The sequence below is a fragment of the Pseudonocardia humida genome, from assembly GCF_023898865.1.
In the GTDB taxonomy this organism is placed as follows: domain Bacteria; phylum Actinomycetota; class Actinomycetes; order Mycobacteriales; family Pseudonocardiaceae; genus Pseudonocardia; species Pseudonocardia humida.
Genome location: NZ_JAGSOV010000075.1, coordinates 1 through 16015 on the forward strand (window position 1 = coordinate 1; position 16015 = coordinate 16015).

The following is a 16015-nucleotide window of genomic DNA, read 5'->3' on the forward strand; positions in this document are numbered from 1 at the left end:
CCCCCCCCCCCCCCGCCGCCGCCCCCGGGGGGGCCCGCCCCCCCCCCCCCCCCCCCCCCCCCCCCCCCCCCCCCCCCCCGGGGTGGGGGTGGGGGTTAGCGCTCGACGACGACCCGCTCGTTGGGGACGCAATGGGTCATCCGCAGGCCCGCGACGTCCCGGGGGCCGTTCTTGCCCAGGTTGGTCAGGCGCTGCTGGTCCTCCTCGGACAGCGTCTGGCTCTGCAGCGGCGGCAGCTGCCGGACGTCGTCGGGGGAGATGCCCAGGCCCTCGCCGACCCGCAGGCCCAGCTCGTCGTCGCAGAGCAGGAAGTGCCAGACCATGCGCTCCTGGACGTCGCGGACGGCCTGGGAGATGTTGGCGACCAGGTTCGCGACCAGGTCGTCCTTCTCCCACTGCTCCATCAGCTGGTAGCGCTGGCCGGCCTGCTTGTAGTCCTGGGTCAGCGGGATCCGCTTGCGGGTCAGCCGGCCGCGGACCTCCGGGCCCACCTCGTCCTCGGTGGGGTACTGCGCCTCGCGCAGCCCGCCGGTGATCGAGGGCTCGTAGTTGACGTGCGGGTTCTGCCCGGGCGCGAGGTCGGTGCCGTAGGACATCTGGCCGCCGCGCTGGTTGGTGCGCACGGTGGCGTTCTTCGCCGAGTTCACCGGCAGCTGCAGGTAGTTCGGGCCCACCCGGTAGCGCTGGGTGTCGCTGTAGGAGAACGTCCGTCCGACCAGCATCTTGTCGTCGGAGAACTCCAGGCCGTCGACGAGTACGCCGGTGCCCATGGCGATCTGCTCGTTCTCGTTGTGGTGGTCGGCGACGTTGCGGTTGAGCGTCATCGTGCCCACGAGCTTGGGCTCGAAGTCGTTCTCCGGCCACACCTTGGTGTCGTCGAGCGGGTCGAAGTCGAGCTCGGGGTGGTCCTCGTCGCTCATCAGCTGGACGTAGAGGTCCCACTGCGGGTACTCGCCGCGCTCGATGGCGGTGTAGAGGTCCTCCGAGGCGTGCCCGAGGTTGCCGGCCTGGATGTTGGCCGCGTCCTGCTCGGTCAGGCTCTTGACGCCCTGCCGCGGGATCCAGTGGTACTTGACCAGGTGCGACTCGCCCTGGGCGTTGACCCACCGGTAGGTGTTCACCCCGAAGCCCTGCATGTGCCGGTAGTCGGCCGGGATGCCGCGCGGGCTGAACAGGTTGACCAGCATGTGCATCGACTCCGGGGTCTGGGACATGAAGTCGAAGATCCGGGCCGGCTCCTGCTTGAACGTGACCGGGTCGGGCTTGAGCGAGTGGATGACGTCGGGGAACTTGACGGCGTCGCGGATGAAGAACACCGCGAGGTTGTTGCCGACCAGGTCCCAGTTGCCGTCCTCGGTGTAGAACTTCACCGCGAAGCCGCGCGGGTCGCGGGTGGCCTCCGAGGAGTCGCGCCCGCCGATCACGGTGGAGAACCGGATGGCCAGGTCGGTCTTCTTGCCCGGCTCGGCGAACAGCTTGGCCCGGGTGTAGGTCGCGATCGGCTCGTCGCCCCACTTGCCGGTGGCCTCGAACTCGCCGTAGGCGACGAAGCCGCGGGCGTGCACCACGCGCTCCGGGATCCGCTCCCGGTCGAAGTGGCTGATCTTCTCCAGGAAGTGGTAGTTCTCCAGCGTCGCCGGGCCGCGGGCGCCGATGGTGCGCTGGTTCTGGTTGTCGTGGATCGGATGACCCTGGCGGTCGGTGAGGACCTCGCGCTCGTCGCCGGACGTCGGGCCCTGGCTCGCCACGTCGGTCATGGTCTCTCCTGTTCCTCGCGAACTCGTGCGACTGCTCCTGCGACTACTGGCACCGGGGCGGGCCCGGCAGTCACGTCGGCAAGGTCGACGGCGGAGCCCGCAGCTGGATCGGCGCGGGGCGGCCGGCGGGCTCGATGCGCGCGTCTTCTTCTGGAACCGTTCCAGCAACCGATGGCGTACCCGGGCGGGCCGTGGCCAAACCGCCCGGCCCGCGACCGATCGGGGAGCGGGAATGTGGCCGGTCGGCCGGAGGTCTGGCCGGTCGGCCACCGACGGCGCCACGGCCGGCGGGCAGCGTGGTGGGCATGGGGGAACCGGAGCGGGCCGCGCTGCGGCTGGACGGGATGACCAAGGCGTTCTCCGGGCGGCCGGCCGCGGACCGGGTGAGCCTGACCGTGCCGACGGGGTCGGTGACCGGGCTGATCGGCCCGAACGGGGCGGGCAAGACGACGTCGTTGGCGATGGCGGTCGGGCTGCTGCGCCCGGATGCGGGCACCGCGCTGGTGCACGGCGTGGACGTGTGGGCCGACCCGGTGCGGGCCAAGCAGCTGCTCGGCGTGCTGCCCGACGGGCTGGCCCTGCCCGAGCGGCTGACCGGCGGCGAGCTGCTGACCTACTGGGGCCTGCTGCGCGGGCTGGACGCCGACGTGGTCCGGGCCCGCGCCGGCGAGCTGCTGCAGGTGCTGGAGCTCGACGCGGCCGAGGACGCCGGCGTGCTGGTCGCGGAGTACTCGACCGGGATGCGCAAGAAGATCGGGTTGGCCACCGCGCTGCTGCACCGTCCGTCGGTGCTGGTGCTCGACGAGCCCTTCGAGGCGGTCGACCCGGTCTCGGCGCGGGTGCTGCGGGCGATCCTGCGCCGGTTCGTCGCCGCCGGGGGGTCGGTGGTGATCTCGTCGCACGTGATGGCCCTGGTCGAGGACCTGTGCGACCGGGCGGCGGTGATCGCCCAGGGCCGGGTGCTGACGGAGTGGGCGCTGGCCGACATGCGCGGCGCGGCGGGGTCGCTGGAGGAGGCGTTCGTCGCGCTCGTGGGCGAGCGCGCGGTCGGGGAGGAGGAGCTGACGTGGTTGGCCGGCTGATCCGGCTGCGGTTCGCCATCCAGCGCCACACGACGGCGTGGAAGCGGCAGCTGGGGCTGGGGCTGGGTCTCGTGGCGGGCGCGCTGACGTGGGCGGCGGTGCTGCTGGCCGCGCCGGCGGGCCGGGCCGACGTGCTGGCCTTCGCCCTGGCCGGCTGGCTGGCGGGGTGGCTGGTGGGGCCGGTGCTCACCTCCGGGGCCGCGGTACTGCGCCCGGAGTACTTCGCGCTGCTGCCCCTGCCGCGCCGCCGGCTCGGGTTCGGCCTGCTGGCCTCGGTGTTCGTCGGGGTCGGCGCCGCGGTGACGGCCCTGGCCGTGCTGGCCGTGATCGCCTACGCGGTGGTCGCCGCGGAGGCACCGGCCGTCGCGGTGGCCGCGGTCGCGGTCGCGGTGCTGGCCGCGGCCCTGCTGCTCGTGCTCGTCGTCGCCCTCTCCCGGGCCACCTACGCGCTGGTGGGCGCGGCCATGCGCACCCGGGTGGGCGTGGAGCTGGCCGCGGTCCAGTACGGCCTGCTGCTGTCCGGCACGATCGCCGGGTGGCTGCTGGTCTCGCCGGTGGTCAACGGCGTCCCGGTCTTCCTGGCCGGCGGCTTCGCCGGGGGACCCGCCGGCACGGTGCTGGGGTGGTGGCTGCCCAGCGGATGGCCGCTGCGCGCGGTGGACGCCGCGCTCGCCGGGGACGTCCCCGCCGCCCTCGGCTGGCTCACCGCGCTGGCCGTGGCGGCCGGCCTGGCCGCGCTGGCCGCGGCGGTGCTGCTGGCGCCCGCGGTCGGGCCGCGGACCGCGCGCCGGCGCCACCGGCCGCTGGGCAGCCGGGCGCTCACCGGCCCCCGACTGCTGCCGGCCACCCCGCTGGGCGCGGTGCTGGGCAAGGAGCTGCGGTCGTGGTGGCGCGACCCGTGGCGCAGCCTGGAGATCCGCACGGCCATCTGGTTCGGGATCTTCACCGCCCTGTTCGGGGTCCTGGGCGGGATGCCCGAGGTCGCCCTGCTCGCCGGCCCCGCCGTCGCCCTGGTCGTGGCGCTCACCGGCGCCAACCTGTACGGCCAGGACGGCACCGCGCTGTGGCAGCTGGTCGTGGCGCAGAGCCCGCGGGCGCTGCGGGCCGACGTCCGCGGCCGCCAGCTGGGCATGGCCGTCGCGTTCGGCGTGCCCGCGGCGCTGCTGTCGGTGCCGACCGTGGCGCTCGCCGGGGGGACCGGGTACGCGCTCCCGGTCGCGGCCGTCGTCGTCGCGGCGCTGGGCGTGGGCAGCGGGCTCGCGGCGGTCGTGTCGGTGGTGGCGGCGACGCCGGGGGTCGAACCGCACGAGCGGGTCAACGCGAACGACGCCGGGGAGAACAGCCTCGCCATCCAGGTGTCGTTCTGGCTGATGATGGTGCTGCTCGCGCCGACGCTGGCGATGGCCGTCGGGCTGGCCTTCGCCCCGGACCCGTCCGGCTGGTTCGCCGCCGCGACCGCGGCGGTGGCGGTGGGCAGCGCGCTGGTCGGGAGCTGGGCCGGGGGAGCGGTCGCCGTCGCCCGGCTGCAGGCGCGGCTGCCCGAGACGTTCGCCCGGCTCCGCTACCCGGGCACGGTCGTCACCGCCGCCGGCGGTGACGTGCTGGACCGGCTCGCCCACCAGGCGGAGGCGGCCGCGGTGCAGGCCGCCGCGGCCCGCGAGGTGCGGACCGGTCGATGACCGGCCCGGCGCGGGTGGACGCGACCGGGATGTCCGGTTCTCCGGCCTATCCTGGGCGGGTGCTGCCCACCGCGCGCACCCCGGTCGACGCCTGGATGCTGCCCGGCGCGCTGTCGCGGCCGGCCGGCCGGTCCGGCGCCCGGCGGACCACCCGCGACTGGCTGGTCGACCTGGCCGCGTTCCTGCTGGCGGTCGGCTGGGCGCTGGGGGAGCTGCAGAGCCTGCGGCTGAACGTGTTCGCCCTGCCGCAGTGGCTGCTCGTGCTGGACCCGGCGCTCGGCGTCGCCGCGTGCCTGGCGGTGTGGTGGCGGCGCCGGTTCCCGACCGCGCTCACCGCGGCGGTCGGGGCCGCCTGCGCCATCAGCAACACCGCGGCCGGGGCGCTGTTCGTGCTGCTGTTCACCGTCGCCCTGCACCGCGGCTGGACCCGGGCGGTCCCGCTGGTCCTCGGCACGGCCGTGCTCAGCGTCCCGTACATCTACAGCTACCTGGGCGTGGTGTTCGGCAGTCCGCTGCTGATGCTGCTGGCGATCCTGCTGATGATGCTGCTCAGCGTCACCGCCGGACTGGCCGTGCGGGCCCGCCGGCAGCTGGTGCTGAGCCTGCGGGAGCAGGTCGAGGCCGAGCGGCGCGAGCACGGCCTGCGCCTGGCCGCGGCCCAGCGCGCCGAGCGCCAGCGCATCGCCCGCGAGATGCACGACGTGCTCGCCCACCGGATCTCGCTGCTCTCGGTGCACGCCGGGGCGCTGGAGTACCGGCTGGGCCGGGCCCGCGAGGGGATCGCGTCACCGCCGTCACCGCAGGAGCTGGGCGAGGCCGCGGGCGTCGTCCGCTCGACAGCGCACCAGGCGCTGGAGGAGCTCCAGCAGGTGCTGCGGCTGCTGCGCGGCCCGGACGTCGACGCGCGGGACCGCGAGGACGGCCGGGCCGCCCCGCAGCCCACCCTGGCCCAGCTGCCGCGGCTGCTCGACGAGGCCCGCGCCGGCGGGCAGCGGGTGGACGCCGAGCTGCCCGACGACCTCGACGCGCTGCCGCAGGCCGTGCAGCGCACCCTGTTCCGGGTCGTGCAGGAGGCCCTGACGAACGCGCGCAAGCACGCCCCGGGCGCCCGGGTGGTGCTGTCGGGGCGGGCCGAGCGCGGCGGCGAGGCGGTGCTGCGGGTGAGCAACGCGGTGCCGGTCGGGGTGACCGCGGCGGAGATCCCGGGCGCGGGCACCGGGCTGCTCGGGCTGGCCGAGCGGGTCGCCGTGCACGGCGGGGAGCTGGCCAGCGGGGTCGACCGCGGGGAGTTCCGGGTGTGCGCGCGGGTGCCGTGGCCGCGCTGAACGAGGGGTCGACCGACCCGGCGGCGGGGCCGGTCCGCGTCCTGCTCGTCGACGACGACCCGCTGGTGCGCTCCGGGCTGACGATGATGCTGACCGGGGCAGGCGACATCGAGGTGGTCGGCGGCGTCGGCGACGGGGCGGAGGTGGCCGACGCGGTGGCCCGGCTGCGCCCGCGCGTCGTGCTGATGGACATCCGGATGCCGGTGCTCGACGGCATCGCCGCCACCCGCGCGCTGGCCGCGCGCGGCGACCCGGCCCGCCGGCCCGCGGTGGTCGTGCTGACCACCTTCGGCGCCGACGACAACGTGCTGGCCGCGGTGCGCGCCGGGGCGGCCGGGTTCCTGCTCAAGCACACGCCGCCGGCGGAGATCGTGGCCGCGGTGCGCCGGGCCGCGGCCGGGGAGCCGGTGCTGTCGCCGGCGGCGGCCCGCGCCCTGATGGAGCTGACCCGTCGGGGCGGCGGTGCCCGCCCGGCCGCGGCCGAGCGTCTGGCCCGGCTGACCGACCGGGAGCGGGAGGTGGCCGTCGCGCTGGCCGAGGGGCTGACCAACGCCGAGATCGCCGCCCGGCTGCACCTGTCGGTGTCCAGCGTGAAGGCCACCGTCTCCGCGGCGCTGACCCGGCTCGACCTGACCAACCGGGTGCAGCTGGCGATCCTCGCCCACGAGGCCGGCCCGGCGACCGGGGACGGGCGGGGCCGAACCGGCGCCTAGCTAGCCGTCGCCGAGGAACGCCGCCAGGTCCGCGCTCTGCTGCACCCGGCTCGGCTCGTGCACGTACATCATGTGGCCGGCCTCGTAGTAGCGGACCTCGACGTTGGCGCGCAGCTCGTCCGGGATCGGCAGCCGGGCCAGCACGCTCTCCGCGGCGAAGTACGGGGTCGCGCCGTCGTGGTAGCCGCAGGCCACGTGCACCCGCAGGTGCGGGTTGGCCCGCATCGCCGCCGACAGCCTGCCCACCACCGACACCCCGCGCCCCTCGAACTCCTTGTACGACCAGGGGTGCACGCGGGAGGTGAGGATCTCGTACGGCAGGTCGCTCTCGTAGCCGAGGGTGCCGCGCACGTGCGTGTGGAGCGCCGCGGTGTACGGACCGGTGATGGCCGCGATCGACGGGTCGTAGCTGAGGCCCTCGCCGGCGTCGTCGTCCTCCCAGCCGGTGAACCGGCCGTCGATCCGCCCGACCGTGCGCCCCTCCTCGCGCAGGAGCTCGCGGAAGAAGCGCTGGTGCTCCGGGCGCAGCCGGACCCGGTGCAGGTAGCCGGCGCTCAGCCCGGTCAGCCCGGCGAGCCGGGCGAGCACCCGGTCGCGGTCGGCGTCGGGCAGCCGGTGGCCGCGGGCCAGTGCCCACGGGTACTCGCCCGCGGCGAAGTCCTCGGCGTCGGCGAGCACCTCGGGCAGCGCCCGCTCACCCGCCCGGCCGTGGAAGTGCGCGATGGCCGCGTAGGTCGGCAGGAACAGCGGGTAGGGCTGGTCGTTGCCCTCGGTGAACCGGATGGTGCCCATGTCCAGCACGCTGGAGATCAGCATCAGGCCGTTGAGGTACATGCCGTGGCGGTCCTGCAGGTGCTCGGCCAGCGCGGCCGCGCGCAGCGTGCCGTAGGACTCCGCGGCGAGGTACTTCGGCGAGCCCCAGCGCAGGTTGCGGGTCACCCACAGCCGGATCACCTCCCCGATGGACTCGACGTCGGGGGTGTAGCCGTGGAAGTCGGCGGGCTTGCCGCCGGCCACCGCGCGCGAGTAGCCGGTCGAGACGGGGTCGATGAACAGCAGGTCGGAGTGGGCGAGCAGGGTCTCGGCGTTGTCGGCCAGCCCCCACGGCGGGGCGGTGAGCGCGCCCGCGTCGCCCATCACGACCCGGCGCGGGCCGAGCAGCCCCAGGTGCAGCCACACGCTCGACGAGCCGGGTCCGCCGTTGAAGGCCACGGTCACCGGGCGGGTGGCGGGGTCGGCGCCGTCGAGGGTGTAGGCGGTCACGAACACCTCGGCGTGCGGGCGGTGGCCCTCGAACGTGCCGTCGGTGTGCTTCTCGTGGCGCAGCACGATCCGCCCGGCGGCCGCGGTGTAGGCGAGCTCGCCATCGGACGTGCGTAGCGTGTGGGACGTGGTGACGAGGTCGTCGGCGGGCTCGGGCGGGGTGTCGGACTCGGGCAGCTCCTCGGGTTCCTCGCTCACCCGATCGAGCCTAGGTCAGCTCGACGCCGACCTGGTCGACTGCCGCGCCTGCCCCCGGTTGGTGCAGTGGCGGGAGAAGGTGGCGGCGGAGAAGCGCGCGGCCTACCGGCACGAGGAGTACTGGGGCCGGCCGGTGCCCGGCATCGGGCCGCCGGACGCGAGGCTGCTGGTCGTCGGGCTGGCCCCGGCCGCGCACGGCGGCAACCGGACCGGGCGGATGTTCACCGGCGACCGCTCCGGCGACGTGCTCTACGCCGCGCTGCACGCCGTCGGCCTGGCCAACCAGCCCACGTCGGTGCGCAAGGGCGACGGGCTGGCGCTGCGCGACACCCGGATCACCGCGCCGGTGCACTGCGCCCCGCCGGACAACAAGCCGACCCCGCAGGAGCGCGACACGTGCTCGCGGTGGCTGCGCGCCGAGCTGGCGCTGCTCGTGCCGCGGGCCGTGGTCGTGCTCGGCGGGTGGGGGTGGCAGGCGCTGCTGCCGGTGCTCGACGACGCCGGGTGGGCGGTGCCCCGCCCGCGGCCGCGGTTCGGCCACGGCGTGCGGGTCGACCTCGACGGCGCCCGGGGCCCGCTCGCGGTCTTCGGCTGCTACCACGTGAGCCAGCAGAACACCTTCACGGGACGGTTGACACCCGCCATGCTGGAGCAGGTCCTGCGGACGGCGGCCGAGGCGGCCGGCATCCTCCGCTGAATCGTCGCCGCCGGCTGAATCGTCGCCGCCGGCTGAATCGTCGCTGCCGTCTGAATCGTCACAGACCTCACCCCCGAGAGGGAGGTGGGCAAGCCCCGGAAGTGGGAACATAAGGGACATGGCGAGCAACGCGAGGATCGTCGTGGTCGGCGGCGGCTACGTCGGCATGTACACGGCGCTGCGGCTGCAGAAGCGGCTGCGTCGCGGCGAGGCCGAGGTCACCGTGATCGACCCCCAGTCGCACATGACCTACCAACCCTTCCTCCCCGAGGCGGCGGCCGGCTCCATCGAGCCGCGCCACGTGGTGGTGCCGCTGCGCAAGGTGCTGCGCAAGTGCCAGCACCTCACCGGCCGGGTCTCCGCGATCAGCCACGCCCGCCGCGAGGTCACGGTCGAGCTGAGCGCCGGGCGCACCACCACCGTCGGCTACGACTACCTGGTCGTCGCCCCGGGTTCGGTGGCCCGCACGCTGCCGATCCCCGGCCTGGCCGAGCACGGCATCGCGTTCAAGACCGTCGGCGAGGCCATCTACCTGCGCAACCACGTGCTGTCCCGGCTCGACGCCGCGGCCACCACCCTCGACCCGGCGCTGCGCAGGCGGCTGTTGACCTTCCTGGTCGTCGGCGGCGGCTACGCCGGCATCGAGGCGCTCGCCGAGCTGGCCGACATGGCCCGCTACGCGAGCCGCTACTACGACACCATCAACCGCGAGGACATCCGCTGGGTGCTGGTCGAGGCGGCCAACCGGATCATGCCCGAGGTGGGCCCGAAGATGGGCCGCTACACCGTCGAGCGGCTGCTCGACGCCAACATCGAGGTCAACCTGGACACCCGGGTGAAGACGATGGAGGGCGGCCACGTCGAGCTCGACGACGGCCAGGCCTTCGACACCGACACCATCATCTGGACCGCGGGCGTCAAGCCCAACCCCATGCTGGAGAGCACCGACCTGCCCCGCGACTCCCGCGGCCGCGTCGAGTGCGGCGCCGACCTGCAGGTCGTCGGGATGCCCGAGGTGTTCAGCGCGGGCGACTGCGCCTCGGTGCCCGACCTGTCCAAGGACGACCCGGAGGCCCGCACCAGCCCCTCGGCCCAGCACGCCGTGCGCCAGGCCAAGGTGCTGGCCGACAACGTCGTCGCCCGGCTGCGCGACAAGCCGCTGACGGACTACAAGCACAGCTACGCGGGCTCGGTGGCCAGCCTGGGGCTCTACAAGGGCGTCGCCGAGATCTACGGCATCAAGCTGCGCGGCATCGTGGCCTGGTTCATGCACCGCACCTACCACGTGAGCCGGATGCCCACCTGGAACCGGCGCGTCCGGATCGTCGTCGACTGGACCTCGGCGCTGTTCTTCGGCCGCGAGGTCGTGGCGCTGGGCCAGATCAACGACCCCCGCGCCGACTTCGACCGGGTGGCCCGCAACCGCCCGCCGGTGGACGCCGGGTCGGGGTCGCCGGTGGGCCCGGGCCCCGACACCGACCCGCGCCCGGTCGGGGGTACCCCGGAGCGGCGCGAGGTCGAGGCGACCACCGAGTCCACCCCCAGCCGGACGGCCTGACGGCCCGTTCCGCGCTCACGCCGGCGAGCCGCCCGACGGGGCTCGCCGGCGTCGGCGGCGTCCATGGGCGGCCGGCCCGGGCCGGCCGGGCAGCGTCCGAGCCGGACGTCACCGACCGTGATGTCGGGTCGGCCACCGTGTGCCTCACGGTCGTCCTCCCGGGGTAGCGACCGGGGTCCGGCCCGCGTTATTGTCGCGCTGGGCATCGGGCCAAGTCGGCGGTCTCCCGCCAACGGGTTATCCGGCCGCCGGGCCGCGGTATTTGTACGCTGTTGCCGCGCCCCCGTAGCCCAACCGGCAGAGGCAGGCCCCTTAAAAGGGTCCCAGTGTGGGTTCGACTCCCACCGGGGGCACACGCGGCGTGTCGTGGCGCTTCGCCGGGGCTCCGGGCGGTCGGGAATCGTCGCCGATCGCTCCCGGGGATGTCTCGTCGATCGCGTTCCGGGTGTCCGGCCCGACGTTTCCGGTTTCGGTTCCACGATAATCCCCGGCTGCGCGGTACGACGTTTATCGACGTCGTCGATCAAGAGGATTCCCAGGTCGTGGGCCTGGCGCCCCGCTCCGCGAGCAACGCGTCAAAGGTTGTTCGCCCGCCGTCCGCTCGTCGCCGGTGGGAGCGGTCTCGTGGGACGACGGTCGCCGTCCGCGTTCGGGCGGTGCGCGGCGGGGTGGGCATCGGGCCTTCGCGGGTGGACCCTCAGCCGACGATCTCGTGCCAGCGCCGGCGGCGCACGGCGGCCAGGTGCTCCTCGGCGACGAGCGTGTCGGGGTGCGTGGCGCCCAGCGTCCGCGCCCGCCCCTCCACCACGGCCTGGTACTCCCGCTCGGCCTCGGTCAGGCGGTCGGCCAGCCGGTAGGCGAACGCCAGGCGCTGCCGGGCCTCGAGGGTCTGCTCGTCCTCGCCGCCCAGGGTGGCCCGCAGCCCGTTCCGCAGCTCCTCGAGCTGCGTGCTCGCGTCGTCGTAGCGGCGGGCCCGCCGGTAGAGCGTGGCCAGGGTGCTGCGCGCGGCCAGGGTGTCGGGGTGGTTCTCGCCCAGCCCGGCCAGGGCCCGGGCCAGCACGTGCTCGCAGTCGGTGACGGTGGCGGACGGGTCCACGGGTGCTCCTCGCGTCGAACGGGGCGTTATGTCCGGCACACGGAGGCAGGAGCACGGCAGTTCAGACCAACATCATGATGACGCCGAGTGACGGAGCGGCGCGCCGGGACCTGGTCTATGGCACGGGTCACGCTCGTCCGGTCGGCGATCGCCCGAACCCGGCGCCGGCTCGGCCGCGGTCATGCGCGAGGCCGGATCCACCTCAGTCCGCGTCGACGTCGACGTCGTCGAGCGCGGCCAGCATCTGCCCGAGCACGCGCACGCAGGCCCGCACCTCGGCGGCGGTCAGGTCGCCGCCGACCTTGCGCAGCAGGTCGTGCTCCCGGCTGGTGACGGCGTCGATGGTCGCCCGGCCCGCCTCGGTCAGGCTGGCCAGCCGCGAGCGGCGGTGGGCCGGGTTGTCGACCATCTCGACCTGCCCGGCGGCCACGGCCTCGTTCACCATCCGCTGCACGAACTGCCGGCTCAGCGACTGCGCCCGGCCCATCTGCGGGACCGTCATCGGCCCGTTGCGGGACAGCAGGTCGAGCACGGCGCGCACGCCCACCGAGACGCCCGAGACCGGGGCGTCGCGCTCGACGGCGCGCAGCACGCGCCGGTAGAGCGGTCCGACGACCAGGTAGACCTCGGCGAGGCGGTCGGCGAGCGCGTCGGGGTCCAGCGGGGCGTCGGCCATGGCGCACATCTTGGCACCTGGGTTGTCAATCGTGTGGCGCTATGACACCTTGGTTGTCATGAGTACCTCGGAGCTGAGCCGGGTCGAGATCCCCGACGGGCACCTCGCGTACCGCGACACCGGGGCCGGCGTGCCCGTCGTGCTGCTCCACGGCGGCACCCTCGACCACCGGATGTGGGACGGGCAGGTCGGTCCGCTCGTGGCGGCGGGCCACCGGGTGATCGCCGTCGACGCGCGCGGGCACGGCGCCTCGTCCACCGCCACCGCGCCCTTCCGCCACTGCGACGACGTGGCCGTGCTGCTGCGGGCGCTCGACACCGGCCCGGCCGTGCTGGTCGGGGTGTCGATGGGCGCCTCCACCGTCCTCGACGTCGCGCTGGAGCACCCCGAGCTGGCCAGGGCGCTGGTCATCAGCGGGGCCGGCACCAGCGAACCCGACTTCCGCGACCCGTGGATCCTGCGCATGCAGGCCGACTGGCGGCGCGCCGCGGAGGCCGCCGACGCCGAGGCGTGGATCGAGACCTTCCTGCGGCTGGGCGCCGGACCGCACCGCGACGTGGTCGCCGCCGACCCGGAGGTGATGGCCCGCACCAGGGCCATGGCCCTGGACACCATCACCGCGCACGTCCCGACCGGGCCCGACGGCCGCCCCACCGCGCCCGCACCGCCCACCCCGGTCGCCCGGACCTGGGAGCGGCTGCCCGGGGTGACCGCCCCGCTGCTGGCGATCATCGGCGGCATCGACTCCGACGACCACATCGCGATGGCCGAGCGCGCCGCCGGGCTCGTCGCACACGGCCGCACGGCGACGGTGGGCGGGACCGCGCACTACCCGAACATGGAGCGCCCCGACCTGTTCGACGCGATCCTGCTGCGGTTCCTCGCCGAGCACGCCCGCTGAGGGGCCGGGTACGGGGTCAGGTGCGCCGCTGGACGCCGGCGTACCCGTCCCGGTCGACGCCGTCGGTCCAGGCCGCGGCCGAGGTCGGGTCGGGGATGTCCGCCGGCACCGGCAGCCCGAACCGCCGGTGCGTGCCGTCGCGGTCGGGGGAGCCGTTCTCGCAGACCAGCAGCCGGGCCGCGGCGCCGTGGATGCCTGCGGGCAGCTCGTAGAGGCGCAGCTCGCGCCCGGGGTTGCCGGGGTCCGGCTCGGCCGCGCCGACCTGGGGGAGCCCGGCCTCGGCGGCGAACCGGTCCCAGCCGCGCCGCTCCACGGCGCAGCGGCGCAGGTCGGCGTCGGGCTCGGCGAGGATCCGGGACACCTCCCAGCCGTCGCCCTCGACCAGGTCGGCGGGCACCGGGGTGCCCCGCCAGGCGTGCACCTCGACGCCGTCGGCGTAGGCCATCGCCGGGCCGTCGGCGGCGTGCGGTGCGCCGAGCCGGTCGTGGCGCAGCACGGTGGGCCGCTCGGTGAGGACGACGGCGTCCGGGAGCGGCCACCACCAGCCCGTGCGGCGCACCGCGTCGTCCAGCGCGGCGAGGCGCTCGGGCACCGCCACCCCGGCGGCGGCGAAGGCCTGCCGGTGGCGGGCCAGCAGGTACGCCTCCGCCCACGGGTCGACCGCCTCGGCGAGCCGGGCGCGCACCGGGTCGGCCGCCGGCTCGCGCAGCCGCCCGGCCAGGTGCGCGCGCAGCGGGCCGGAGAAGCCGCGCCACAGCCGTCCGCCGAGCCGCTCGCCGTCGAACTCGGCGCCCAGCCGCTCCCACAGCAGCTCGGCGCGGCCGTGGCCGAGCTCGCGGCGCAGCCGGGACCGCAGGCTGCGCCACAGCTCGCCGGCGGCGTCGGGCCCGGTGGGCCGGCCGGGGCGTCCGCTCGCGGCGCCGTCCCACTGCAGGTGCAGCTCGTCGAGGATGCGCCGGGCGGCGCCCGGCCCCGCCCAGCGCGCCAACGCGTCGGGCGCGACCGGCCGGCCGCCGAGCGCGGCGGTGGCCACGGCCCCGCCCAGCGGCGAGCTCATCCACAGCGTGCGCTGCGGCGGCGGGAGGCCGGCCGTGGCGTAGGCGGCGTGCACGGCGCCCTCGGCCGCGGGCCGGTCGCAGCGCGCCGTCGAGCGGGCGACCTCGAGCCACCCGACCCGTTCGGCGGCGCAGTCGGCGAGCTGCCGCTCGGTGAGCTCGATGCCGGGCCCCGGGGTCGGCGTGCGCTGCCCGGTGGTCCTCAGTCGGCGACCCGCCGGACGACGTCGGCCCGCTCGCGCTGGCGACGGATCTCGTACGTGCCCGGGCCGAAGGCGTTGGCCCCGTGCTCCTCGCTGTGCACGAGGTAGGCCGTGGCCCCGACCGGCACCGTCAGCACGCCCAGCACCGGCCCCGACGGGCCGGGGTCGCGGACGTCGAAGCGGCAGGCCGGACCGTCGCAGGACAGCAGGGTGTGGGAGTCGGGCACGAGGTCGACCCCGCCGGGCGGCACCGGCGTCGTCGCGGGCGCGGCGAGCGGGCGCGGCAGCGCGATCAGGTCGCCCTGGCACTGCGCGCCGCTGATCACCGGCACGTCGAGCGCGTCGACGACCTCGACGCCCGGGCGGTCCAGGACGGCGGCGAGAGTGGTCATGGGGGTTCCTTCCGGTGGGGCGCGCGGCGACGACCACCGGCTGCAGCGTTCGGCGGAACATCCATCGCCCGGTCGGAGCTGGCTCGGCGGGGGAGCGGTCGCCTGGATGATCGGCGCGCGGCGCGACCGGTGTCAACGGACCCGGCAGGTTCCGGCCACCTCGGGCGGTCCGATGTAGACCCGGTCCGGGGCTCGGTAGGTCCCATCGGGCGGGCCGACACCGGACGGTCGGCCGCCGGTCAGCGCCGGCCGACGGTGACCGGTTCGGTGACCGACCGGTCCGGGTCGGGCCCGCCCTGCTCGGCGCGCCCGGCCAGCGGCAGGCTCGCGGCCGGCCGCACCGCGGCGGGGCGCTCGACGGCCAGCTCGTCGGTGATGCGCCGGTGCAGGCGGGCGAGCTCCTGGCGGGCGGTGTGGCGCAGCTCCTCGAGCCGCTCGACCTCGGCCGCCAGCTCGTCGCGGCGGCGCACCACCGCCTGCTCGGTCTCCCGCACGGCGTCCGCGCGCGCCGCGCGGATCGCCTCCTCGGCGTCGCGGTGCATGGCCTCGACGTCCCGGCGGGCCGCCGCGCGCAGCTGCCGCGCCTCGGCGCGGGCGGCCTCCAGCACGGCGGCGCTCTCCTGCTCGCGGGTCTCGAAGGCCGCGGCGCGGCGGGCGGACTCGGCCTCCAGCGCCGACGCCCGCAGCGCGAGGCTGCGCTCGACCTCCCGGCGCCGGGTGTCGGCCTCGGCCTGGGCGTGCTGCAGCAGCGCCGCGGCGTCGCCCGCCGCGGCCGACCGCGCCTCCCTGGCCTCGGCCTCCGCCAGCCACAGCAGCCGTTCGGCCCGCTGCCCGTAGTCCGGGCCCGGCTCGGGGGCCGGGGCGGGCGGCGGGGCCTGCCGCATCGCCGTGCGCACCTCGCGCAGCTCCTGCTCGACCAGCTCGCCGCGGCGCCGCTCGGCCGCCAGCCGGTGCGCCGTCTCGGTGCGCTGCTCCTCGGCGGCGGCCAGCTGCCGGGTGAGCTCGGCGACGCGGCGGTCGACCTGGGCGCGGTCGTAGCCGTTGCGGGCCGCGCCGAAGGAGCCGTCCGCGGCCGCGGCCGGCTCGTCGGCCGGGCGGCCGAACGCGGACGAGCGCTGCCGCCCCCCGAACAGCCCGCCGCGCGCGGGCGCCGCGGCCCGTCCGGTGGGCTGCGGCGGGGGCGCGGGCTCGGTGGCGCCGGCGGGCGTGGACGGGGCCCACAGGTCGATCGATGCCGGATCGGGTCGAGCGCCGGGATCGGTCGGCACGACGCGACCACCTCCAACCGCGCGCGGGAGCGGACGCGGGATCGTCGGGCAGGGAGCACCCGGGACGGCCGGCACGACGCCGCGGCCGGGCCGGGACCATCCCCGACGTGCACGGTAACCGCCGGGGCGCGGGTTAGGTAGCCCGATCGACC

General features: G+C 75.9%; 14 protein-coding genes and 1 tRNA gene. 8 read left to right on the plus strand and 7 right to left on the minus strand.

Annotation, left to right across the window (positions count from 1 at the left end; genetic code table 11):
• Positions 1-95: 95 nt before the first annotated feature.
• Entirely contained in the window at positions 96-1757 is a 1662-nt protein-coding gene (locus KDL28_RS33830) for a catalase (protein ID WP_305882275.1), read from the minus strand.
• Between the two features lie 305 nt (positions 1758-2062).
• Here KDL28_RS33830 and KDL28_RS33835 point away from each other — a divergent pair, with 305 nt between their 5' ends.
• From KDL28_RS33835 to KDL28_RS33850, 4 genes are read left to right on the plus strand one after another with little or no spacing between them, the layout of a single operon-like run.
• Complete coding sequence (locus KDL28_RS33835) at positions 2063-2839, plus strand: ABC transporter ATP-binding protein (RefSeq protein ID WP_252445216.1); 777 nt, start codon at positions 2063-2065, stop codon at positions 2837-2839.
• Positions 2824-4518 (plus strand): hypothetical protein, encoded by a 1695-nt coding sequence (locus KDL28_RS33840; RefSeq protein ID WP_252445218.1) that lies wholly within the window; start codon positions 2824-2826, stop codon positions 4516-4518. The genes KDL28_RS33835 and KDL28_RS33840 overlap by 16 nt, the downstream gene beginning before the upstream one ends.
• A gap of 59 nt (positions 4519-4577) precedes the next feature.
• The gene (locus KDL28_RS33845; RefSeq protein ID WP_252445220.1) at positions 4578-5843 is read left to right on the plus strand and encodes a sensor histidine kinase; all 1266 of its coding nucleotides are present in this window, start codon (positions 4578-4580) and stop codon (positions 5841-5843) included.
• Complete coding sequence (locus KDL28_RS33850) at positions 5816-6556, plus strand: response regulator (RefSeq protein ID WP_308216099.1); 741 nt, start codon at positions 5816-5818, stop codon at positions 6554-6556. Before KDL28_RS33845 ends, KDL28_RS33850 begins: the two co-directional genes overlap by 28 nt.
• Here KDL28_RS33850 and KDL28_RS33855 read toward each other — a convergent pair whose 3' ends face one another.
• On the minus strand, positions 6557-8017 hold the full coding sequence (locus KDL28_RS33855; protein WP_252445222.1) for a S10 family peptidase: 1461 nt from the start codon (positions 8015-8017) through the stop codon (positions 6557-6559).
• On the opposite strand from KDL28_RS33855, the gene KDL28_RS33860 reads away from it, so the two are divergent.
• From KDL28_RS33860 to KDL28_RS33870, 3 genes are all read left to right on the plus strand, one after another.
• Positions 7980-8714 carry a uracil-DNA glycosylase gene (locus tag KDL28_RS33860; protein WP_308216100.1) on the plus strand — a complete coding sequence of 245 codons (735 nt, stop codon included), beginning with the start codon at positions 7980-7982 and terminating at the stop codon, positions 8712-8714. The genes KDL28_RS33855 and KDL28_RS33860 overlap by 38 nt on opposite strands.
• 118 nt (positions 8715-8832) lie before the next feature.
• Positions 8833-10272 carry an NAD(P)/FAD-dependent oxidoreductase gene (locus KDL28_RS33865; protein ID WP_252445223.1) on the plus strand — a complete coding sequence of 480 codons (1440 nt, stop codon included), beginning with the start codon at positions 8833-8835 and terminating at the stop codon, positions 10270-10272.
• A gap of 279 nt (positions 10273-10551) precedes the next feature.
• Positions 10552-10625, plus strand: a tRNA-Leu gene (locus KDL28_RS33870).
• A 344-nt stretch (positions 10626-10969) separates the two neighbouring features.
• Here KDL28_RS33870 and KDL28_RS33875 read toward each other — a convergent pair.
• Both KDL28_RS33875 and KDL28_RS33880 read right to left on the minus strand, forming a co-directional pair.
• Complete coding sequence (locus KDL28_RS33875) at positions 10970-11368, minus strand: tetratricopeptide repeat protein (RefSeq protein ID WP_252445225.1); 399 nt, start codon at positions 11366-11368, stop codon at positions 10970-10972.
• A 202-nt stretch (positions 11369-11570) separates the two neighbouring features.
• A complete protein-coding gene (locus tag KDL28_RS33880) occupies positions 11571-12044 on the minus strand; it encodes a MarR family winged helix-turn-helix transcriptional regulator (RefSeq protein WP_252445227.1) in 474 nt (157 codons plus the stop codon).
• Between the two features lie 58 nt (positions 12045-12102).
• Here KDL28_RS33880 and KDL28_RS33885 point away from each other — a divergent pair, with 58 nt between their 5' ends.
• Positions 12103-12945 (plus strand): alpha/beta fold hydrolase, encoded by an 843-nt coding sequence (locus KDL28_RS33885; RefSeq protein WP_252445229.1) that lies wholly within the window; start codon positions 12103-12105, stop codon positions 12943-12945.
• Positions 12946-12961: 16 nt separating this feature from the next.
• Here KDL28_RS33885 and KDL28_RS33890 read toward each other — a convergent pair whose 3' ends face one another.
• From KDL28_RS33890 to KDL28_RS33900, 3 genes are all read right to left on the minus strand, one after another.
• Positions 12962-14056: a DUF6745 domain-containing protein gene (locus tag KDL28_RS33890; protein ID WP_252445231.1), complete on the minus strand. Its 1095-nt coding sequence runs from the start codon at positions 14054-14056 to the stop codon at positions 12962-12964.
• Positions 14057-14202: 146 nt separating this feature from the next.
• Entirely contained in the window at positions 14203-14595 is a 393-nt protein-coding gene (locus tag KDL28_RS33895) for a DUF8820 family protein (RefSeq protein WP_252445233.1), read from the minus strand.
• A 239-nt stretch (positions 14596-14834) separates the two neighbouring features.
• On the minus strand, positions 14835-15863 hold the full coding sequence (locus KDL28_RS33900; RefSeq protein ID WP_252445234.1) for a hypothetical protein: 1029 nt from the start codon (positions 15861-15863) through the stop codon (positions 14835-14837).
• Positions 15864-16015 lie beyond the last annotated feature (152 nt).

What these genes read in the sequence shown, in the direction of transcription:
- KDL28_RS33835 (WP_252445216.1), top strand. Translation starts at nt 2,063, where the DNA reads ATGGGGGAACCGGAGCGGGCCGCGCTGCGGCTGGACGGGATGACCAAG.
- KDL28_RS33880 (WP_252445227.1), bottom strand. Translation starts at nt 12,044, where the DNA reads ATGGCCGACGCCCCGCTGGACCCCGACGCGCTCGCCGACCGCCTCGCC.
- KDL28_RS33865 (WP_252445223.1), top strand. Translation starts at nt 8,833, where the DNA reads ATGGCGAGCAACGCGAGGATCGTCGTGGTCGGCGGCGGCTACGTCGGC.
- KDL28_RS33895 (WP_252445233.1), bottom strand. Translation starts at nt 14,595, where the DNA reads ATGACCACTCTCGCCGCCGTCCTGGACCGCCCGGGCGTCGAGGTCGTC.
- KDL28_RS33830 (WP_305882275.1), bottom strand. Translation starts at nt 1,757, where the DNA reads ATGACCGACGTGGCGAGCCAGGGCCCGACGTCCGGCGACGAGCGCGAG.
- KDL28_RS33885 (WP_252445229.1), top strand. Translation starts at nt 12,103, where the DNA reads ATGAGTACCTCGGAGCTGAGCCGGGTCGAGATCCCCGACGGGCACCTC.